Source organism: Achromobacter sp. D7-1, from assembly GCF_059760445.1.
In genome coordinates this window covers 1-17,613 of the sequence record NZ_JCBAMT010000120.1, presented here as the reverse complement: position 1 = coordinate 17,613, position 17,613 = coordinate 1, and the positions used below count along the sequence as shown (strand labels likewise).

Genomic DNA, 17,613 nt, shown 5'->3' with positions numbered 1-17,613 from the left:
CTCCACGCCCGACGGCTACACCCTGGGCGTCGCCACCGTCAGCACCATGGCCACCAACCCGGCCACCAACCCCAAGAACCCCTACAACCCGCTGAAGGACTTCGCGCCCATCACCAATATGGTGAACGTGCCCAACGTGCTGACCGTGAATCCGGCCGTGCCGGCCAAGAACCTGGCCGAGTTCATCGCCCTGCTCAAGGCCAACCCCGGCAAGTACGCCTATGCGTCCTCGGGCGCGGGCGGCATCGGCCACCTGGACGGCGAGCTGTTCAAGTCGCTGACCAAGACCGACATGGTGCACGTGCCCTACCGTGGCTCGGGCCCGGCGCTGAACGACGTGATCGCCGGACAGGTCAACGCCCAGTTCGACAACCTGCCCTCGTCCATGCCCCATATCCAGGCCGGCAAGCTGCGCGCCCTGGCCGTGGCCGCACCCAAGCGCCTGCCGGCGCTGCCGGACGTGCCGACCTTCTCCGAAGGCGGCCTGCCGGAAATGGACAATATGGCCTGGTACGGCCTGGTCGCGCCCGCCGGCACGCCGCAGGCCGTGATCGACCGCATCCATGACGCCGCCGTCAAGGCGCTCAAGGATCCCAAGATCGTGCAGCGCCTGGCCGACGGCGGCTCGCTGGTGGACGGCAACACGCCTGCCGAATACGCCGCCCAGATCAAGCGCGAGCTGGAACTGCGCCAACGCATCGCCAAGGAACGCAACATCCAGTCGACCAACTGATCGTCCGCTGCGACGCGCCGGCCCGATCTTCGGGACCGGCCATGCCCGAGAGCCGGTCTACCCAGACCGGCTCTTTTACTGGGTCCGCGCTTTTCCGACAGGCGTACGTTCCCGAGGTCCGGCCTTGACTGCAATCGCCCCGGTGGTAGCATGTGCGACCGTGCGATCCCATTTTTCTCCCCTCCCCTGCGCCGCCTGCGCGCTTTGCGCCCTGCGCTCGACCCTGTTGAGCTCGCAGGAAGTCGCCGCGCGCTCCGCCTACGCCCGCTCCAAGCCCGGCTAATCGCCCGCTTTTCCCCTTCCTGAGCCCTATCCCGGCCCGCCGCCGGCTGCCTGCGCACACCCGCGCTTTCCGCAGCCCTGCAGCCGGCCGGCGCAAGCCCTGCCGCGTGGCCGGGCCCCAAGCCTCGTCTCTTTATCCGCAAGCCGCCGGAGGTTTGCGGCCAGGCCACGCACCGACCTATTCCAAGCGCCATGCAACTCACCAAGAATTTCGTCAAAGCCAAGAATCCCTGCGCGGGCGGCTACAAATGGTTCATCCGCGACCACAACGGGCAAGGAGACTATCAGGCCGTGCTTGACGCTCTGGTCGCTGACGGACGCGTCAGCGACGCCTGCTGGCTGCTGGACCAGTTCGGCCCCACCGACGCCGTGCTGCGGCTGGATTCGGTCGACGCCAATGCCATCGTCTTTGCCGGCACTCTCGAAGTGCGTATGGGCATCAATGTGGATAGCGTGGTGCGCGCCGGACGCAGCATCGTCACCGGCGGCGGCATCCGCGCCGGCGAAACCATCCAGGCGGGCGAGAACATCACCGCCGGCGCCACCATCGCCAGCGGCGGCAACATCCGCGCGGGCGGCGACATCATGGCCGACTGGGGCATCGAGACCGCCACCCGCCTGGATTGCGGCGGCAACGTCCGCGCCAAATGGGACATCTGCGCCGGCCAGGACCTGGCCGTGACCGGCCACCTGCATGCCGGACAGGACGTGCAAACGCAAGGCGCGATCAAATGCGGCCAAGGCATCAAGGCCGGCGGCGACGTGCGCGCCGAAAAGGAAATAGACGCAGCCTGCGGCATCCAGGCCGGCGGCTCCATCCAGTGCGGCGAACACCTCGCATCGGGCTGGGGCCTGATCGCCGGCGAGGACATTCGCGCCGACGGGGCGATCCGCGCGGGTGAAGGCGTGCAGGCCGAAGGCGTCATCGAAGCGGGCGCGGGCCACGGCATCTACGCCGGCCTGAGCGTGCGCCTGGACGCCTGGGCCGCCTGCGCGCGGGTCGTGGCGCAGAGCCGGCCCGAGCAACTGGTCAGCGGACACTGGGACGGCCAGGACAGCGCCGCGTACGCATAGCGGCTGCCCCGGCCCGGCGTTCCTCGCCTACTCTGCCTGGATGTTCGCTTCCTGCATGCGCCGGCCCCAGGTGCCCAGTTGCGCCTGCACGAAAGCCTGCTGCTGCGCCTGCGTGTTCGGCGCCGCCGTCATGCCCAGGGCGGCAAACTTCTGCTGCACCTCGGGCCGCGCCAGCGCGTCGTTCACCGCCTTGTTCAAGCGCTCCAGGATCGGTTGAGGAATGCCGGCGGGACCGGCCAGGCCGACCCAGACCACCAGATCGAAATCCTGGTAGCCGGTCTCGGCGAACGTGGGCACATCCGGCAAATCCGGCAACCGGCGCTCGGTACTGATAGCCAGCGCCCGCAGCTTGCCGCCGCGCAGCAGAGGCGTCGCGACGGACAGGTCCGCCATCACGTAATCGACTTGCCCGCCTGCCAAGTCCGTCAGCGCCGGCGGCTGGCTTTTGTATGGCACGCCTTCCGCGCGCACGCCGGCAATGCGATTGAAAGCCGCGGCGCCGACCTGCCCGCCGGGAGAACCGTAGCCGTAGTTCAAGGAGCCCGAGGCCGCCTTCTTCACGAAGGAGGCCAGGTCCTTGTACGGACCATCGGCGCGCACCAGCAGCAGCATGGGCATGGTGGTCAAGCGCGACACGTGGCTGAAGTCCTTCTGCGCATCGTAGGGAAGCTTCTTGAACAGCCCCGGGTTGATGGAGTTCAGCGAGCTGCTGGAGATCGTCAGCGTGTAGCCGTCGCCCGGCGAACGCACCGCGTACTCGGTGCCTATCAGGCCTTGGGCGCCGGGCTTGTTCTCGACGATCACATTGGCGTTCAGATCCTTGCGCAGTTCTTCCGCGATGATGCGGGCGCTGGTGTCGGTGGCGCTTCCTGGCGAAAAGGCCGCCACGATCTTGATGGGCTTGTCGCCCGGATAGCTATCGGCCTGCGCCGCGCCTTGCGCGGACAGGCCCAGCACGGCGCACGCCAGCAGCGCGAATCGAATCGTTTTCATGGTGTTGTCTCCTGGTTTTATGGGTACTGCCTGGTTTGCCTTACCGCTCTGACGGCGGTGTTGCGGCATTCATTTCGCCCAAGCGCGGCGGGCCCCGGCGTATGGCCGCAGGTGTGTCGGACAGCTTTATCGGTATGCCTGGCCCGTGGTAATCGTCACGGCGGACCACCATCTGGCGATGCTCGGTATGCGCGGCCGCGGCCACTGACGCCATGTCCAGAATCGGCGCGGCGGGCACGTTCTGCGCCAGCAGCTGCTTGCCGAACGTCTCGCCATCCACTTGCGCGAAGGCCTGGGCCAGCGCGGCATCCACCGCCTCGCGGTTGACCACCCGCTGCCCGTTGGACTTGTAGCGCTCGTCTTGCGCCATTTGCGCCATGCCCAATTGGCCGCACAACTTCGCGAACAGGCGATCGTTGGCCACCGCGATGAACAAGGGGCAGGTCCGCGTCTGGTAGACGTTGTAAGGCACGATATTCGGATGCCCGTTGCCGCTGGGCCGCGGCGTATTGCCCGACGCCAGATAGTTGGCCAGGAACGGATGCGCTACCGACACGGCGGAATCGTAGAGGCACACGTCAGCCATCTGCCCGCGTCCGGTCCGATGGCGGGCCTGCAGCGCCAGCAGCACGGCAATCGCGGCATTCATACCCGTGGTCAGATCGACCACCGGCACCCCCAGCCTCAAGGGCTCGCCGCCCGCCTCGCCGTTGATGCTGAGCAGGCCGGCCATGGATTGCACAGCGGCGTCGTAGCCCGGCAATTCGCCGAGCGGACCATCGTCGCCGAAACCCGTGATGCGGCAATGGACCAGCCGCGGAAAGCGCTCGGTGATGGCGGATGGTTCGGCCACGCCCCAGCCGCGCAGCGTGCTGGCCTTGAAGTTCTCGATCAGCACGTCGGCGGTTTCGAGCAATTGCCAGAAGGTCTCGCGTCCGGACTCGCTGTTCAAGTCCAGCACCATGCTGCGCTTGTTGCGGTTCACGGCGCGAAAGTACGCCGAACTGCCGTCAACGAACGGAGGGCCGAAGCCGCGGCATTCATCGCCGTCCGGCGACTCGATCTTGATCACGTCGGCGCCGTGGTCGCCCAGCATCTGGCCGCAGAACGGGCCCGCCAGGACGCGCGAGGCGTCGATCACGCGCAGGCCGGCGAGCGCGCCGCCCGCATCGCTGTTATGCATGTCTGTCTCCTTTCCGATTCAGGACTCAGGCCGAGGCGCGGGCGATCAGCCAGCTGAATTCCCTGCCCTGCGCGCCCGCCTGGGTGCTCATGCGCAGCGCGAGCCGGTGGTTGTGCGCATCCAGCGCTCCCTCCAGCAGGCCGTTCCAGGCTTGCGCCACGCAAGGATGCGCATCGGCCACGCCGTCCATCAGGTTCCAGCCCCTTTGCGTCACGCGCACGCCTTCCGGCGTCTCGCTCAACTCGCACAGGTCGCCCTGCGCTTGCGCCAGCGCCGCCATGAAGCGCCCGAACTGCAGGGCGGAGGCATCCTGCGCCACGCCCAGCGCCTGCGCCGTCTGGTGATAGAACTGCATGCCTATCATCCGTCCGGTCAAGTGCAGCAGGCCGGCCGCTTCCTCGGGACCCCACAGGTTCACGGCCACGGGCAAGGCGCTGCGCACGTACTCCATGGCGTAGTTGCGGCTGGCCTTGGCCAGGCGCGTCGCGGGCCAATCCGCGGTGGGCAGCGTGGGCGCGGCCGCGGCATCGAAATCGGGCGCGTCCTCATTGCGGCAAAAGCGCAGGCGTTCATGCGGCTGCAGGTCGCGGTCGTACTCGTAGTAATAACCCTCAAGGCCGGATTGGCCGTCCACGGCCTGCTTGGTGCACACGAAACCCAGCCGCGGATTGTTGAGCGACACGCCGTTCTGCGCGTGCCAGCCCGCCAGCATGGCGCGCGACACCTCCGACGGTATCGCGCATAGCGCGGTGCCCGACCAGATCCAGCGCGGCGCGGAATAGCGTATCCAGGCCTTGCGGTCGGACTCGTGCATGTACTGCACCGCCACGCCGCCGATATGGTTGGACAGGTAGTGATATTGCGCTGCCGCGACCGCGGGCGGCAGGTGCGCGATGCCCAGCTTCTTCAAGCCCGGCAGGAAGCGCTCGTTGCGCTGGCGGCAGAAGATCTCGTAGACCAGTTCCGCGGCGCGTGCGGTACCGCGGCGAGTCACGGCGGACAGGACGATGCCCGTGAAATAGGCGTGGTACCACTCGGAGACTGCCCGCCAGCCGCGCTCCTCGGATTGCATGTCATGCATGGCCATTCACTCCGGTGGGAGCCGCCACGGAACCGGGCAGCAGGGATTGCATCGACGCGACGGCGAAATCCGCGATGTCGCGCGCGATGGCCTCGCGATCCGCCTCCGATTCGCCCTCTCTCGGGCGATACCACATGGTGGTCCAGTTCAATGCGCCCAGCAGCGGCTTGACCTGCAAGGCCGGGGGACCGCGCCGGAAATCGCCCGCCGCCATGCCCGCCTCGATCACACTGCGAAACAGCGACTCGTAGCGGTCGCGTTGCCGCACCAGCTCTTCCAGCTCGGCGCGCTGGCCCGCGGTGGTGCGTCCGGCCAGATGCAGCTCGACGCCCTGCACCGTGACGCGCTGGTATGGCAGATGCGCCATCATCAGGTGCGTGTGGGCATGGGCCATGTTCCACAGCCGCTGGGGCGGCGACGCGCCTGCGTCCTCGGCCAGCGGCGTCACCCTGTCCAGGTTCAGTTGCATGGCGCGCCGGTGCACGGCGAAGAACAGGTCGGTCTTGCTGCGGTAGTAGTAATAGACGCTGCCTTTGGTGACGCCGATCAGGTCGGCGACCGAATCGATGGTCGTGGCGGCGAACCCCATTTCGGTAAAGGCTTGCGCGGCGGCGTCCAGCAGCTCCACCTGCCGCAGCGGCATCTCGTCGTAGGGAATAACAGTCTTGGCTTTCATGATGTTCCTAGCTTTGCGCGGCTGCGCCGGCGCTTTTCTTGATGGCGCGGGCCAGGACCACGCGCTGGATTTCAGAGGTGCCTTCGTAGATTTCGGTGATGCGCTGGTCGCGGTAGCAGCGCTCCACCGCGCTGGGCTTCACATAGCCGCGCCCGGCCAGAATCTGCATCGCGTCATCCACCACGCTGTGCGAGGTTTCGCTGGCCAGCAGCTTGGCCATCGCGCCCAGCGTGCCGATGTCCTGCCCGGCGTCGTAAGCGCGCGCGGCCTCGTAGGTCATCATCCGCGACGACGACAACGCGGTGGCCGCATCGGCCAGCTTGAAGCCCACACCCTGGTGGTCGATGATGCTGCGCCCGAAGGTCTGGCGCTGCACGGCGAAGTCCCGCGCTTCGGCATAGCTGCACAGGGCAATACCGTTGGCCTGGGCGGCCACCACCACGCGGCCGATGCTCAGCGTCGCCAGCGCGAGCTTGAGCCCTTCGCCCAGCGCCCCGACCACGCTTTCCGCGCCGACCCAGGTGTCCACTTTCAAGTTGGTGGTGGTGGTGCCGCGTATGCCCATCTTGTCTTCGTAGTGGTCCACCACCACGCCCGGCGCATCGCGGTCCACCACGAATGCGCTGATGTTGTTGCGCGCGCAGGGTTCCCCCGTGCGCGCGAACACGATGAAGTAACGCGAATGCCCGCCGTTACCCAACCAGCACTTTTCACCCCGGATGCGCCATCCATCGCCTTCCGGCACCGCCGTGGTCGACAGGGCCGCCGCATCCGAACCCGCGCCGCGCTCGCTCAGGGCGAAATTGACCGCATGGCCGTCGCGCGCCAGGCCGCCCAGCAGCACCATCTTCTGTTCGGCAGAGCCTCCCAGGATGATCGGAAACGCGCCCAGCGACAGCGCCGCCAAGATTGCGGCCGTGGAGGCGCAGCCCTGGGCCACGGTCTCCACCACGGCCACCAGCGAGGTCAGCGATGCGCCTGCGCCACCGTATTCGGCCGGAATGAAAAGCCCGGAAATGCCGCTATCCCGCAAGGGCGCCAGGTGTTCGACAGGGTAACGCTGGTCCCGGTCGATGGCGGCGGCGGCGGGCGCGAACGCCCGCGACGTCAGGTCGGCGGCCTTGTCCCGCCAGGCGCACGCTTCCGGGTTGAGTGAGGGATTCCAGATCACGGACATGCTTGTCTCCAGCAACATACTAATCAGTATTTAGTGAGTTGAACGAGAAAATACTACTTGGTATTTTTCTTAGATACCTGGGGAAAACCCGGCGTATGCGAACGAGGCCCCACAGGCGAACGCGAGTTCGCCCGTGGGGTGTTCCATCAACCGCTGACGGCCGCAGCTATGCGGCTTTCGCCTGCGGCGCCGGGTTGCGCAACACCAGCATCAGTCCCAGCAGGATCGCGCCCATTCCGCCCAGGCTCAGCGCCGACAGGCGGTTGCCCAGGATCAGGTAATCCAGGGCCGCGGTGCCGGCCGGGACCAGATAGAACAGGCTGGTGACGTTGACGAGATTGCCGGCCTGGATCATGCGGTAGAACAGCAGGGTCGCGCCGACGGATATCACCAGCCCCATCCAGATCAACGGCAGGACGAAGCCCGTCACCCACTCCACATGCATAGGCTGAAACGGCACGAACAGCAGGCACAGCGCCAGGCTGACGAGGTACTGCAGCGGCATGACGTCCATGGGCGCCTGACGCACGCGCTTCTGCAGGATGGCGCCCGTCGTCATGCAGACCAACGCGGCCAGCGCGAAGACCATGCCGGCCGCGGAAAAGCGCGCCATGCCTATGCTCTGGTAGACCACCATCACCAGCCCGCACAGCGCCAGGAACAGGCCGGCCAAGCGCGGCAGTGAATAACGCCGCTCCATCAGCGCCAGCGTCAGGATGGGCTGTGCGCCCAGCAGCGTGGCCAGCACTCCCGGCGTGATGCCGTGGTCCAACGCCAGCAGATAGCAGATGGAATACCCGCCGATCAGCAGCAGGCCCGTCGCCGCCACCGTCGCGCGCGTGCCGCGCTCGGGCAGCCAGCGCCGCCGCCATACGCAGATCAGCAGCAATACGGCCAGGGCCAGGATGAAGCGCAGCAGCAGGAAGCCGAAGGCGGAGGCATGGGACAGCCCCCATTTGGCGAAAATCGCGCCGCCGCTCCACAGCAGCACGAACAAGGAAGTGGAGCCATAGGAGGTCCACGCGTTTCTATCGAAAGACATGAGGTTTCTACCTGTCGGGGTATTAACAGGCTCCGGTCCCGTCCGCGCAGGCGCAGGCGCACGCAAGCGTGCGCTAGACGGATGCAATACGCATCAAGACGTCTGGCAAATCTGTTGGGGAAGAGACTGGAGTCGGGTTGCGGACGGCGTCAGCCGACGACGACCGCGCAAGGCGGGTAAGCGCCCGAGACCACGCCGCAAGGCGGCGCGACCGGCGGCGATACCACCGTGGACACGACAGGAGAAAAACCGGGGGAAACTGCGGAGTGCCGCGACGACACGCGCGCACGCCGATCGGCTGCGGAGGCAGCGGATGCGAAGTCGGCGAGGAGCGTGTGATCAGGCATGGGGCGTAGCCTACCGTCTGCGCGCAACGCGGTCAAGCGATGCGCCGCTGCTCCACGCCCATGTCGCGCCACGCTTCGCCATGGCAGGTGAACATCAGGATCTGGTGCCGCGTGGCCGCGTCGAACAGCGCGCGCTTCATGAAGTCGCGGCGCTCGTCGTCCGTATGGACCAGTGCGTCGTCCAGCAGCAGCAGCGTCGGGCGCCCTGCTTCGCGCAGCAGGTCCGCGTAGGCGAAGCGGGCCAGGATGCCCAGTTGCTCGCGCGTGCCGAAGCTGAGCGCGGACAGCAGGTCCTCGCCGCTGGCACGGCGCAGCGCCATGGGCAGCAAGGCTTCGTCCAGCCGCAGGTCGGCCTCGGGGAACAGCAAGGCCAGGTAGTGGTTCAGCCTGCGGGCCAGCGGCGCCTGCAGGCGCTGGGTGGCGGCGGCGCGCTTGTCCGCCAGCAGCTTCTGCAAAAGCTCCAGGGCACCCGCGCGCCGGGCGAAGTCGCCGCGCCGCCGTTCCAGGCGTTCGCAAGCGGCCTCGGCTTCGGACAGGCGTTCGCCCAGCCCTTGCGCGCCCGCCTGGTCCAGCTTGCCTTGCAGCTGCAGGATTTCGCCGTGGCGCTTGTGCTGTGCATCGCGCTCGATGGCGGCGGACTTCTCGTAGCGCTGGACATCCTGCTCGACCAGTTCGGGGCGATGGCCGGCCAATGCGGCCTGCGCCCCGTGCACGCGCCGCTCCAGATCGTCGTGGCTGCTGCGCGCCTCGGCGAGCCTGCCGGCGCGGGCCTGGCGTTGCGCGCCGCGCTCGGACGACTGCAGTTCGGCGCCGCGGGCGGCGGCCTGGTTTTCCAGCAATTGGGCGCGCGCGCCGTCCGCGTCCAGGGCGCGCTGCGCGGCGGCCAACGCGGTCTCGGCTTGCGCCGCAACCGTCTCCGCTTCCCGCAGGGCCTGGAGCGCCGCGGGCAGATCACCGCCCTCCGTGTCCTGCACGGCAGGCAGCTTGTCCAGCCGTTCCTGCAACTGCGCACGGCGCGCCAGCGCGTCGTCACGCTGGCCGCGCAGCACGTCCACGCCCTTGGGCGCATGGATGCCCAGCGTCTTGCGCATGCCGTCCAGTTCGCGCAGCAAGGCGCCGTAGCGGGCGTAGCGCTGTTCGGCCTGCGCCAGGGTCTCGACGTCCAAGCGCTTGAACAGGGCCGCGCACGCCGCCTGGGCCGCGTCGACTTCGCGCTTGAGGGCGGGCAGGTCCTGGCCGCCCGGCTCGATGCGCAAGCGCCCCACGCCCGGCAGATCCAGTTCGGCCGCGGCCGTCAACAGGACCTCGTCGGCGCCGCTCAGGATGCGGCCGTCCAGCCGCGCTTGTGCGCCCGCATCCAGCTGGTACGACAGGCGCGTGGCGCTGGCCTGCTGCTGCAACTGCAGATTGGCCAGCTCGCGCTCGCGCTTGCGCAGCGCCTCGATATCGGCGTCGGCGATTTCGATCCGCATGGTCTCGGCCTTGAGCGCGGAGCCCTGCTCGATCAATGCGGTCACTTCCTTCAAGGCGCCGTCCAGGCGTTCGATCTCCGCGCCCAGCTGGACCAGTTGATGCTGCAGGTCGCGCCGGTCGGCCACGGCCTGCACCGAGGTGACGCGCAAGCGCGCCGCGTCCACCGCGGCGGCATGGGTCTGGCGCTGCTGCTGCGCGCGCGCCAGCGGCTCGCGCGCGGCTTCGACCCGGGCGCGCGCGGCGCGGGCCTCGTTGACCAGGGACTGGAGTTCGGCCTCGTCCTGCTGGTCGCGCCGGACCTGGTCCTGCAACAGCGCCAGCGTCTGCGCGGCTTGCGCCTGTTCACGGCGCAGGCCTTCGAAGGCCTCGCGTTCCTTGGCCAGGGCCGCCAGGCGCGCGCGCGCCTCGGCCGCCTTGGCCTCGAAGTCCTTCCAGGGTTCGCCGGCCTGGGCGCGTTCATGGTCACGACGCAATTCGGCCAGGCGGTCCACGTCGGCGTTCAGCTGCGCCATGGCTTGCGCGCACTCGTCGCGTTCGGCCGCGGCGCGCGCGAGCGCGTCCTCGGCTTCTTTGTAGGCGCCCTTGGGACGGCCGTTGCGCGCGTCCAGCAGCGCGCCGCGCTCGGCCGCCACCCGTTCGTACAGGCGGTCGCCATCGCCGGAAGCCAGTTCGCCCGACAGCTGCGTCAAGGCGTCGCGCAGATGCGCGCCGGCATAACCGGCCGCTTCCTGCAGGTTGTGGCCGTCGCCCTGCTGGATCCACAGCAGGCCAGGGATGCCCGCCAGGTCTGGCTTGCTCTGGCCGCGTCCGGGCAATTCAAAGCCCAGCAGCGCCGCCAGCGCGTTCTCGGCCTCTTCGCCGTCCAGGCGCTGCGCGCCGCCATCGATCAGCAATTCGCAGCGCGCGCGCGACAGGAATTGCTTCTTCAGCACATAGCTGTGCCCGGCATGCGTGAACTCCAGTTCCACGCTGGGCCGCGCGCCGGACTCGCCGTGCGGCGCCAGGTCGGCCACCTTGCTGGTGCTGTAGCGTTCGAGGAAGGCGGAACGGATGGCCGCCGCCACGGTGCTCTTGCCTGCTTCATTCGGACCCACGAACAGGTTCAGGCCGTCTTGCAGTCCTTCCAGCGCCATGGGCTGGCGGAACTTGCGGAATTCTTCCAGGGCGATGCGCGAGAGCTTCATTTGGCGGCTCCCGGCGCGGCGCTTTCGCGCTGGAACCGCAGCAATAGCCGCAAGGCCTCGCCGGCGACCACGGCTTGGTCCGGGTCCGACTGCAATGCCTGCAATTGCGCCGCCACTTCGCCCACATAACCGCTGGCGCGCAGTTCGGCCAAGTCGGCTTCGTCCGGTTCCAGCAGCAGGCCGGACAGGTCCGGCAGCAGCGCGCGCACCTGCGCCGCCGCCTGGTCCACGGCGCGTTGCAGCGCTTCCCAGGTTTCCATGTTGACGTGCCCTTGCACCTCCAGCCGCAACACGTCCTCGGCGCGCAGATCCGCCATGCGCCCGGCCAGCGCCTGCGCGTCGGTGGGCAAGCTCAGCGTTTCCGACCAGGCCGACCAGCGGTACTTGCCCGTGGCCACGCGTTCCACGACGGGCACGGCGCCCGGCTCGGCTATACGCACATGCAGCGCGTAGCCGGGCTCGTTGCCGCGGAAGCGGTCCTGCTCCGGCGTGCCGGCATACCAGGTGCGCTCGTCGATGGACAGACAGCCATGCCAATCGCCCAGCGCCAAGTAGTCCAGGCGCGCCCGCGCCGCGCGATCCGGGGCGATGGGATTGGTCGCGTCTATGGTGTCCGGCAGGCGGCCCGCCACGCTGCCGTGCGCCAGGCCCACGCGGATACGGCCGGCTTCGGTTTCCAGCGCGTCGAAGGCCTGGGTCACGTCGTCATAGGTATGGCGTTGCGTCAAGGGCGCAGCCAGCACGGCAAGATTGATCGCCGCCAGATCGACCACGCCGGTGCGCAGCGGCACGTGCACGTTGGAAGGTATGCAGTCCAGCTGCATCGCCCGGCTCCAGACGCTGTCGGCCAGCGCCGCGTCGTGGTTGCCGGCAATCATGACCCAAGGCCCGGCGTAAGCCGCCATGACGGCGAACAGCCGGCGTATCGTGCGGTCCGACACGCCTTGCGTATCGAACACGTCGCCCGCCACCAGCACGGCGTCCACGCCGCGCTCGGCGGCCAGCGCCGCGATGCGGGCGACGACGTCGAAGCGGGCCTCGGCCAGCATGGCGGCGTCGTCGGTTTCAAATTGGCCGTATTGCCGGCCGATCTGCCAATCGGCGGTATGCAGGAAATGGGTCATGCGCGGAATTGTAAGAGCAAGACCCGGCTTGCGGCGGAGTTCCCCTTCAGGAAGGCGAAGCCAGCAACGGCAAGACCTGCGCCAACGTCAAAGGCGTTTCTTGCAGCATCAGCCTGTCGCCCTGCGTCTCGCCGTCCTGGGCCGCGTCACGCAAGGGATCGGCGGGCAGCAGGTAATGGCGCAACACGGCGTCGGCAAGCAACAGGCGCCTCGCATCCACGCCAGGCTGGCAGCTCTCCCAGGCCATGAATGCCGCAGCCGACACGTAATAGAGCGCCGACGCCGCGCGCCGCACCTGCGCCTCGTGCTTTTCGTCCGCTCCCACAGCCTCGGCCAGACCGACCGCCCGGCGGAGGCAATCCCGCAAGGTGGCGCGCCAGGCGGCAGGCAAGGCGGTCGCTTGCTCTATCCGGCTTTCCAGCAACGCGGACAGCGCCTCGTGCGCCCTCTCCTTGCGCACGGCGCGCTGGATGGCGTCGAGCGCATTGATGTTGCTGGTGCCCTCCCACAGCACGCCGATATGCGCGTCGCGCACCAGCCGGGCATTGATGAAGTCCTCGATGTAGCCGTTGCCGCCGCGTATCTCCATCGCGCCGGTCGCCACGCTGACGTTGTCGCGGCAAGTGCGCAGCTTCAGCAGCGGCGTCAGCAGGCGCAGCACCGGCGCGGCCGCCGCATCGCCTTCTTGCGCGCGGCGCATGATGTCGGCCGTGGCCATCACCATGGACAAGGCCGCTTCCGTCGGCGTCAGCAGTTTCAGCAATTGGCGGCGCAGCAGCGGATAGGCCATGACATCGCGTCCGAACGCATGCCGATGCCGCGCCGCCAGCATGGCCTCGTTGAGGCAGCGGCGCATCATCGCCGCCGCGCGCACGCCATGCGACAGGCGCGACAGGTTGACCTGCTCCATCATGTGCTTGAGCCCCTGATCCACCTGCCCCACCAGGTATGCCTGCGCGCCTTCCAGCCGGATTTCGCCGCTGGCCATCGACCGCGTGCCCAGCTTGTCCTTCAGACGGACGATGCGATAGGCGTTGCGGCTGCCGTCTTCGAGGCGGCGCGGCATCGCAAACAGCGCCAGCCCGCGCGTGCCTGCTGGCGCGCCTTCCGGGCGGGCCAGCAACAAGGCCACATCCGCGTCCGTGTGCGAGCAGAACCACTTTTCGCCGTGCAGACGCCAGGTGCCGTCGACCTGGCGCGCAACGGTCTCCAACGCGCCCACGTCCGATCCTCCAGCTTTCTCCGTCATGAACTGCGTGCCCTTCCAGAGCGTGTCCGGGTCGCTGGACAGCATGCGGGGCAGCAGCTTTTCCTGCAGGGCTGGACTGCCGAATTTCCGGATCAGATGGATCGACGTGTCCGATACGCTGATGGGACACATCTGGCCGAATTCGGCCTGGACGAACAGGTACTGCAAGGCGTACTTGGCCACGGGTGGCAGCGGTGCGTCGCAACCCAGTACGCCGGCGCGATGGCTCATGGCATGGAACTGGAAGTCGGCGAAGGCGATGTGCTCCATTTCCTGGTAGGCCGGGTGGTACTCGATCCAGTCTTCGTCCTCGCCCCAGCGCGTGCGCGGATGCAGCACGGGCGGGAACTTGTCCGCCACGGTGGCCAGCGCATTCAGGCGCCCTCCCGCCAGTTGCCCCATGCGCTGGAATTGCGGCAGCAGCCTGGCATGCGCGGCCTCGGGCACGTAAAGCCTCAACAGATCCTGCAAACCCCGGTCCAGCGCGTAGAAATCCTGGCCTGCGCAATCGGGCGCGAGGAAATGCGAACTCTGCGAAGACCGCTCGGGACGCGGGCGGACGTATTCGTCGTATCTGGCGAGAAATGGCACAAGCAGCTCCTGAAGGTCGTGGTTCGACGCCGCGCCCCCAATCGGCGCGGACGCATGATTCGCGAATGAAAAGTCAGATGACGCCGGCCGCGCGCAATTCGGTCAGGGTGGATTCCGACAGCCCGAGACGCTGCGCCAGCACCTCGCGGGTATGCTCGCCCAGCACCGGCGGACCCGCGCGATGGTCCAGCGGAGTCGCCGAAAAGCGCATGGGACTGGCGATACTTGGGCAGGTCCCGCCCGTGGATAGCGGCAGATCGACCCGCAAGCCCCGATGCATGACCTGCGGATCGGTGAACGTTTCGGCAAAGCTGTTGATAGGTCCGCAAGGAACCCCCGCGCCTTCCAGCCGGCTCTGCCATGCCGCGCTGGTATCCGTCGCCATGATTTCAGCCAGCAAGGGCAGCAGCGTGTCGCGATGGGTCAGGCGTCCGCTGACCTTGGCGTAGCGCGGATCCTGCGCCAGGTCCGGCCGCTGGATCTCCTGGCAATAGGCCGCGAACTGGCTGTCATTGCCCACCGCCACGATCAGGCGCCCATCCTGCGTGTCGAAGACCTGGTAAGGCACCGCGTTGGCATGCGCATTGCCATAACGCCGGGGCGTCTTGCCGGACACCAGGTAGTTGACCGCGGGGTTGCTGCCGAACGCCAGCACGCAGTCCAGCAAGGCCATGTCGATGTGCTGCCCCTGCCCGCTGCGTTCGCGCCACGCCAACGCGGCCGCAATCGCCAGGCTCGCGTACATGCCGGTGGTGATGTCCGCCACCGCGACCCCGACCTTCTGGGGGCCCGCGCCCGGCAGGCCATCGGCCTCGCCGGTGACGCTCATCAAGCCGCCCATGCCCTGGAAAATGAAGTCGTAGCCCGGCCGGTGGCGGTACGGCCCGGTCTGCCCGAAACCGGTGATCGAGCAATAAACCAGCGCAGGGTTATCCGCGCACAGGTCTTCGTAGCCCAAGCCATAGCGCGCCAGCGTGCCGACCTTGTAGTTCTCCACCAGCACGTCCGAATCCGCGGCCAGGCGGCGGATGATGTCCTGGCCTTCGGCGGTGGAGATATCCACGGTCACGGATTTCTTGCCGCGATTGGTCGACGCGTAGTAGCCGGAATCCTCGCGCGGCCCGCCGTCGACATCCGGCATCCAGGGCGGCCCCCAGCCGCGGGTATCGTCGCCCGCGCCCGGGCGTTCGATCTTGGTCACGTCGGCGCCCAGGTCGGCAAGGTTCTGGGTGCACCAGGGACCTGCCAGCACGCGGGTCAGGTCCAGCACGCGGATATGGGATAGCGGTTTGATGGTCATGTGTCTTGGGTCTCGATGCCGTTGCGGCGCAGTCAATCGATGCGGATGTTGGCGTCTTTGATGACCTGCCCGTAGCGCGCGCTTTCCTCGCGCATGTAGGCGCTGAAGGCCTCGCCGAAGTAGCCCACCGGCTCGCCCCCCGAACGCAGCAGGGCTTCGCGCACATCGGCCTGGGCCATGACCTGCTCGATCGTGCCGCTCAAGGACTTGACGATGGCGGGCGGCGTGCCTGCGGGCGCCAGGATGCCGACCCACGCGGACATCTTCATGTCGGGATAGCCCAGCTCCGCCGTGGTCGACAGTTGCGGCAGCACCGCGGAGCGCTTGTCGCTCATGACGGCCAGCGCGGTCAGCTTGCCCGCCTGGATCTGCGGCAGGCCGGTGAACGCGGGCTCGAACGTGACGGAGACTTCGCCGCCCATCACCGCCGCCTTGGCGGGCGCGCTGCCCTTGTACGGCACATGCAGCAGATTGATCTTGGCCCTGGACCGCAGCATTTCGCCGGCCAGATGCGCGGTCGAACCGGCGCCATAGGACGCGTAGCTGAATTCGCCCGGCTTAGCCTGGGCCAGGGTCACGAACTGTTCCAGCGTCTGCGCCGGAACCTTGGGGTTGACGACGATGACGCTGGGCGTGCTCGCGATCAAGGCGATCGGCGCAAAGCTCTTGACCGCGTCATAAGGCAGCTTCGGGTACAGCCAGGGATTGATGGTCAGCGTGGTGTTGGTCGCCGCCAGCAAGGTGTAGCCGTCCGGCTTGGCATTGGCGACCATTTCCGCGCCGATGATGGTGGCCGCGCCCGCGCGGTTTTCCACGATCACGGGCTGGCCCAGCCGTTCTCCCAATTTCTGGCCGATGACGCGGGCCACCACGTCGGTCATGCCGCCCGCCGAGTACGGCACGATCAGGCGGATCGGCATGCGGGGATAGTCCTGGGCTTTTGCGGCGCTGGCGGCTAGCAATGCGCTGGCGGCCAACGCGGTGAGGATGGAAATACGCACGAGAGTCTCCTTGGGGGATCGCGGGTCTGTGCCCGGATTCATTGCCGCATGTCTCTGCGGTGAAACCCATTATTGGCAGCGTGATTTTTCTCGTCCAATATATTTTTTTGTGCTATTCATACCGATATTGGATCAATCTTTTCCAAGCTGCCCGAGCGATCCGGCGGCCTTCCCACCCGCGAGCCTTCCCATGGATCTGCGCCAACTCCGCTACTTCGTGGCCGTCGCCGAGGAGCTGCATTTCGGCAGGGCCGCCAAGCGCCTGGCCATCAGCCAGCCGCCCCTCAGCTTCAACATCCGCCAGCTGGAAGCCTCGCTGGGCATGGAACTGCTACGGCGCACCACCCGCGAAGTGGCGCTGACCGAAGCGGGCAAGGTGATCTATCGGGAAGCGTTGAAACTGCTGGCGCTGGCGCGCGATGCCGAGGAGCAGGCGCGACGCGCGGCTAATGGCGAAGCTGGCGCCGTGCATATCGGATTCGTGGGTTCGTCGTTCCTGACCCGGCTGGCCTCGGATGTGCGGGCCTACGCCGTGGCGCGCCCAGAGGTCGAGGTGGTCCTCTATGAGCTCAGCAGCTACGAACAGATCGACGCGCTGCAACGCGGCCAGATCGATATCGGGATCGTGCATCCGCGGGTCATGCCATCCGGCGTCTCGTCGCGCGTGCTGCACCGCGAAGACTTCGTCTGCCTGCTCCCGGCCACGCATCCGCTGGCAGCGCTCGAAACGATAGACGCGCAGCAGTTGCAGCACGATGACTTCGTGCTGTTTCCGCGGGACTTTTCGCCGGGCTACTACGACAAGATATTGGCGCTATGCCTGCAGGCCGGCTTCACGCCGCATATCCGGCACAAGGTGCGGAACATGTTGACGATCGCGACCTTGGTCTCGCATGAGTTCGGCGTGTCCCTGGTCCCGGCCTCCTTGGGCAAGGTGCAACTGCCGAACCTGGCCTGCCGTCCCCTGACGCATGCGTCGACCCCGTCGGACCTGCGCGGCATCTGGCGCCACGACGAAACGCAGCCCGCCGTGCTGGCCATGCTGGAGCAATTGGCGCAACCGCAACAGCCATGAAGACAGAGGCCCCGCCAGCGTTCTGTGC

General features: G+C 67.6%; 14 protein-coding genes. 3 read left to right on the top strand and 11 right to left on the bottom strand.

The features are described from left to right. On the top strand, nt 1-733 hold a 733-nt coding region (locus AC6LKD_RS30590), incomplete at its 5' end, for a tripartite tricarboxylate transporter substrate-binding protein (protein ID WP_498118380.1). 474 nt (nt 734-1,207) lie between these two features. Further along, nucleotides 1,208-2,089, top strand: a complete 882-nt coding sequence (locus AC6LKD_RS30585) for a hypothetical protein (RefSeq protein ID WP_013394084.1) — start codon at nt 1,208-1,210, stop codon at nt 2,087-2,089. Nucleotides 2,090-2,116: 27 nt separating this feature from the next. Here AC6LKD_RS30585 and AC6LKD_RS30580 read toward each other — a convergent pair whose 3' ends face one another. From AC6LKD_RS30580 to AC6LKD_RS30530, 11 genes are all read right to left on the bottom strand, one after another. Beyond that, nucleotides 2,117-3,082, bottom strand: coding sequence for a Bug family tripartite tricarboxylate transporter substrate binding protein (locus tag AC6LKD_RS30580; RefSeq protein ID WP_498118379.1), 966 nt, complete (start codon nt 3,080-3,082; stop codon nt 2,117-2,119). A gap of 40 nt (nt 3,083-3,122) precedes the next feature. Continuing rightward, entirely contained in the window at nt 3,123-4,265 is a 1,143-nt protein-coding gene (locus AC6LKD_RS30575) for a CaiB/BaiF CoA transferase family protein (RefSeq protein ID WP_498118378.1), read from the bottom strand. A 25-nt stretch (nt 4,266-4,290) separates the two neighbouring features. Next, nucleotides 4,291-5,346: a hypothetical protein gene (locus AC6LKD_RS30570; protein ID WP_498118377.1), complete on the bottom strand. Its 1,056-nt coding sequence runs from the start codon at nt 5,344-5,346 to the stop codon at nt 4,291-4,293. Then, nucleotides 5,339-6,022, bottom strand: coding sequence for a TetR-type transcription factor C-terminal domain-containing protein (locus AC6LKD_RS30565; RefSeq protein ID WP_498118376.1), 684 nt, complete (start codon nt 6,020-6,022; stop codon nt 5,339-5,341). The genes AC6LKD_RS30570 and AC6LKD_RS30565 overlap by 8 nt, the downstream gene beginning before the upstream one ends. Before the next feature lie 7 nt (nt 6,023-6,029). After that, nucleotides 6,030-7,199: an acyl-CoA dehydrogenase family protein gene (locus tag AC6LKD_RS30560; RefSeq protein WP_498118375.1), complete on the bottom strand. Its 1,170-nt coding sequence runs from the start codon at nt 7,197-7,199 to the stop codon at nt 6,030-6,032. 166 nt (nt 7,200-7,365) lie between these two features. Beyond that, nucleotides 7,366-8,241, bottom strand: a complete 876-nt coding sequence (locus AC6LKD_RS30555; RefSeq protein WP_207465246.1) for a DMT family transporter — start codon at nt 8,239-8,241, stop codon at nt 7,366-7,368. A gap of 379 nt (nt 8,242-8,620) precedes the next feature. Next, complete coding sequence (locus AC6LKD_RS30550) at nt 8,621-11,245, bottom strand: AAA family ATPase (protein WP_498118374.1); 2,625 nt, start codon at nt 11,243-11,245, stop codon at nt 8,621-8,623. After that, entirely contained in the window at nt 11,242-12,369 is a 1,128-nt protein-coding gene (locus AC6LKD_RS30545; RefSeq protein ID WP_498118373.1) for a metallophosphoesterase family protein, read from the bottom strand. The genes AC6LKD_RS30550 and AC6LKD_RS30545 overlap by 4 nt, the downstream gene beginning before the upstream one ends. 46 nt (nt 12,370-12,415) lie before the next feature. Further along, nucleotides 12,416-14,209, bottom strand: a complete 1,794-nt coding sequence (locus AC6LKD_RS30540; RefSeq protein WP_492275281.1) for an acyl-CoA dehydrogenase family protein — start codon at nt 14,207-14,209, stop codon at nt 12,416-12,418. Nucleotides 14,210-14,282: 73 nt separating this feature from the next. After that, nucleotides 14,283-15,509, bottom strand: coding sequence for a CaiB/BaiF CoA transferase family protein (locus tag AC6LKD_RS30535; RefSeq protein ID WP_492275282.1), 1,227 nt, complete (start codon nt 15,507-15,509; stop codon nt 14,283-14,285). Nucleotides 15,510-15,541: 32 nt separating this feature from the next. Continuing rightward, nucleotides 15,542-16,510, bottom strand: coding sequence for a Bug family tripartite tricarboxylate transporter substrate binding protein (locus AC6LKD_RS30530; RefSeq protein ID WP_492275283.1), 969 nt, complete (start codon nt 16,508-16,510; stop codon nt 15,542-15,544). A gap of 190 nt (nt 16,511-16,700) precedes the next feature. On the opposite strand from AC6LKD_RS30530, the gene AC6LKD_RS30525 reads away from it, so the two are divergent. After that, nucleotides 16,701-17,585, top strand: coding sequence for a LysR family transcriptional regulator (locus AC6LKD_RS30525; protein WP_013394096.1), 885 nt, complete (start codon nt 16,701-16,703; stop codon nt 17,583-17,585). Nucleotides 17,586-17,613: the final 28 nt, after the last annotated feature.